Origin of the sequence: Erwinia psidii (assembly GCF_003846135.1) — a bacterium.
GTDB classification, from domain to species: Bacteria; Pseudomonadota; Gammaproteobacteria; order Enterobacterales; family Enterobacteriaceae; genus Erwinia; species Erwinia psidii.
Map to the genome: position 1 here is coordinate 1 of NZ_RHHM01000030.1, position 2,610 is coordinate 2,610.

Here is a 2,610-nt window from a genome sequence, read left to right on the forward strand (position 1 = left end):
AGAGCTTTTCGCTGCCGTTCAGTTTCCAGAACAGCAGGCCATCCACGGGCAGATGTACGGTGATACGTGAGAACATGATGTTTTTCCCGAACTGGCTGCACCGGCAGGAATGTGCCTGCCGGACAGGTGAAAAATAACGTTGCGGATGAAATGACAACAGGCCGTTTTGCCCGGCGGCGATGCACCGCGTGGCAGCATGAAACACGGTATACAAGTGGAGAAAAATCAGAACAATGCTTATATTCTGAAAAAAGTTATCTTTTGCACCCTGGCACTGGGGTTTGCCGTTCTTACCCGGTCGAGAAAGGCAGCAAAATCACGATTAAAGACGGTATAGTTGTTTACTATTCTGAATGCGCTTTCAGTGCGATCTGGCTCAGAGTGACAGACTACCAACCATACTCTGCGATTAGCAATCACAGTGCCGGTCAGTTTTATACTGATGATTTTCTCCAGAGGTACTTTATTGATGGTCTCTCCATTTCTGATCTGATAAAGAAAAAGGTCATCGAAGAAATAATCTTCCAGATTCATCCCCAGCTTGCGCAGTATGGGAGTGTTGGCGGATATTTTCCTGACGTTACCTTTACCGGAAGAAAGCATCTCCCTGTCAAAAAGAAAATAAAAAAAGCATCTCAACATTAAAACGGCGGCGATGATTTGTAGCAGAGCACCGCCGCAAAGAAATAATTTTTGCATATTGTTCTTCAGAAACAAACCATCTCTGACGGAGAATATTTACACAAGAATGGTAAATACCACTTAATTAAAATAATCTGACATTAAGCAATACCGTTCACAAACGTATAAAAATGACAAACCCATTTTATTAATTCAGTGATAATTCCGCACCGTAAATTATAAACACCCTCTGTCACAGCCAGGCAATAGCCTAAGTCATCATTTATTCAGCAGTCCATGACATAGTTCATAAAAACCTGTTGAGCTGCCACTTATGCACACCGTTAACTATTTTCAATACGTCGGGGCCTGCGGTTACTGTAAAAAGGGACCTGCCATTTTTTATTTTTCAGCGGATTTTGGCAGAAAAATTTAACGAAAAAAAATGAAAAAATCAGAATATGAAAAAGTATAAAACCGCATATGGGCTGGGCAAAGCTATCCCTTTCTGCTGCAATATATATCGGTGCGTAATAATATTTTTATATTGCTGAGTGTATCCGATCTTTAAACTCTCTTACTGACCATTGTCGTCCGGCAGTAACCTGCCTACACCTGGGTTAAAGAACGCCAGTGATCTCCTGCTGAGGTATCGAACGGACTTCCTTCAGCATCATAGATTTCAACAGACAGAGGCGCTACAGACTCTTTCGTCTTCAGCCCGCGGTATTCGGCCATATCCTGTTCCAGATGATTGATGGTGCTGCGCTTTACCCGCAGTACCCTGCATAAAATCGCCCCGCCATGATGCTTAGTGTAATCACCGTAACAATCGGACGCGTATTTTGCTGGAAAAAAATAAATATGATTAGAGGTAGCACGCTCCTCAATAGCGAAGTCTAATCGGGTATATTCTTTGGCAAACTGGCACAGGGCATGATTTGGGTGATCGCGAAGCATTTCTTCCGCTGGCTGTTGTAGATCTTTCACTTTCATCTTCAGATCGCTACCTGCAATCGGTGAAAAGTATTGTTTGTAAAAATCATCCGCCAGTTTCCTTAGTGCAGTATTTTCAGCATCACTGTCACCAGTAAATTCAAATGAAATAGGTATAAATGCATAGCTCTTATTTTTAATTTTCTCAAGGGTATACCCTTTTTTTGAACCATTCCAGAGCGCTAATTTTAGCTGGGATAATTCTTTGACTCTCAGGGTTTTGTCACGGTCACTGGCAAAGGCACCTTCACTGCGCGCAACCGATGCACCGGATATTTGTGCAGCCGGTTTCAGCCCACCTGCTTTAATATGCGTAAGGGCAACTTCTTTTTTAGTAATATGATATACGTACTCATCCATCGGTTATCACCTTATCAGATATACAATTAAGATTACGGACCTTTTCGTTTCAGCAGATATAATCCGCCCTGACGACAGGGTTCCTTTAGCGTTGTGCTGAAGTAACCGGGTTATTGCGACAGTTATCGTTACGCCGACGTGGCAGTTACTGCGGAGCGCTGAATATGTTGCACTAACGCAGATACTCTGAGGAAATATAAATTCAGATACTTTTTTTTAAATTTCACATTATGATCAATGTTTTATCATGTTCTCAGAACGACAGTTTTTATGCTTTCCCTGGCAATGCTTTCTGACTGTTCGGCTGGTTATGACATTTATAAAATGCTTCCGGGATATTTCACCGTCTGCTTTTATAAATACCCTGTTTAAAGGATTGAGTAATACTACCTGTGCGTTCAGGACCTTTATAAAATGGCTTATTATTATTTGCGAAAATAATATGATTTTCTGTCCAGATACTGACCCTGCATCCGCAGGTTCTGCGCATCGTCCGGGCCGTTCAGCCGCTCCTCACGCAGCAGTTTGCCCCATGCACCGTTATGGCCCTGCCAGCACACCCGCCCTGCTTTATCTGTCAGCCGCTCCGGCGTACCGTTTGGCTGGCAGTGATACCAGTAAATCTCCGGTTCG

At 43.0% G+C, this 2,610-nt stretch carries 3 protein-coding genes; 1 reads left to right on the top strand and 2 read right to left on the bottom strand.

Translation table 11 applies throughout. The features are described 5' to 3' along the window. Positions 1–111 precede the first annotated feature (111 nt). Positions 112–645 carry a hypothetical protein gene (locus EB241_RS21005; protein WP_158612435.1) on the top strand — a complete coding sequence of 178 codons (534 nt, stop codon included), beginning with the start codon at positions 112–114 and terminating at the stop codon, positions 643–645. Between the two features lie 585 nt (positions 646–1,230). On the opposite strand, the gene EB241_RS20625 is transcribed toward EB241_RS21005, so the two are convergent. Continuing rightward, positions 1,231–1,977, bottom strand: coding sequence for a hypothetical protein (locus tag EB241_RS20625; protein ID WP_124234928.1), 747 nt, complete (start codon positions 1,975–1,977; stop codon positions 1,231–1,233). 425 nt (positions 1,978–2,402) lie between these two features. Further along, positions 2,403–2,610 (bottom strand): RHS domain-containing protein (locus EB241_RS20630; protein ID WP_199737411.1); only part of this gene is annotated, 208 nt, incomplete at its 5' end.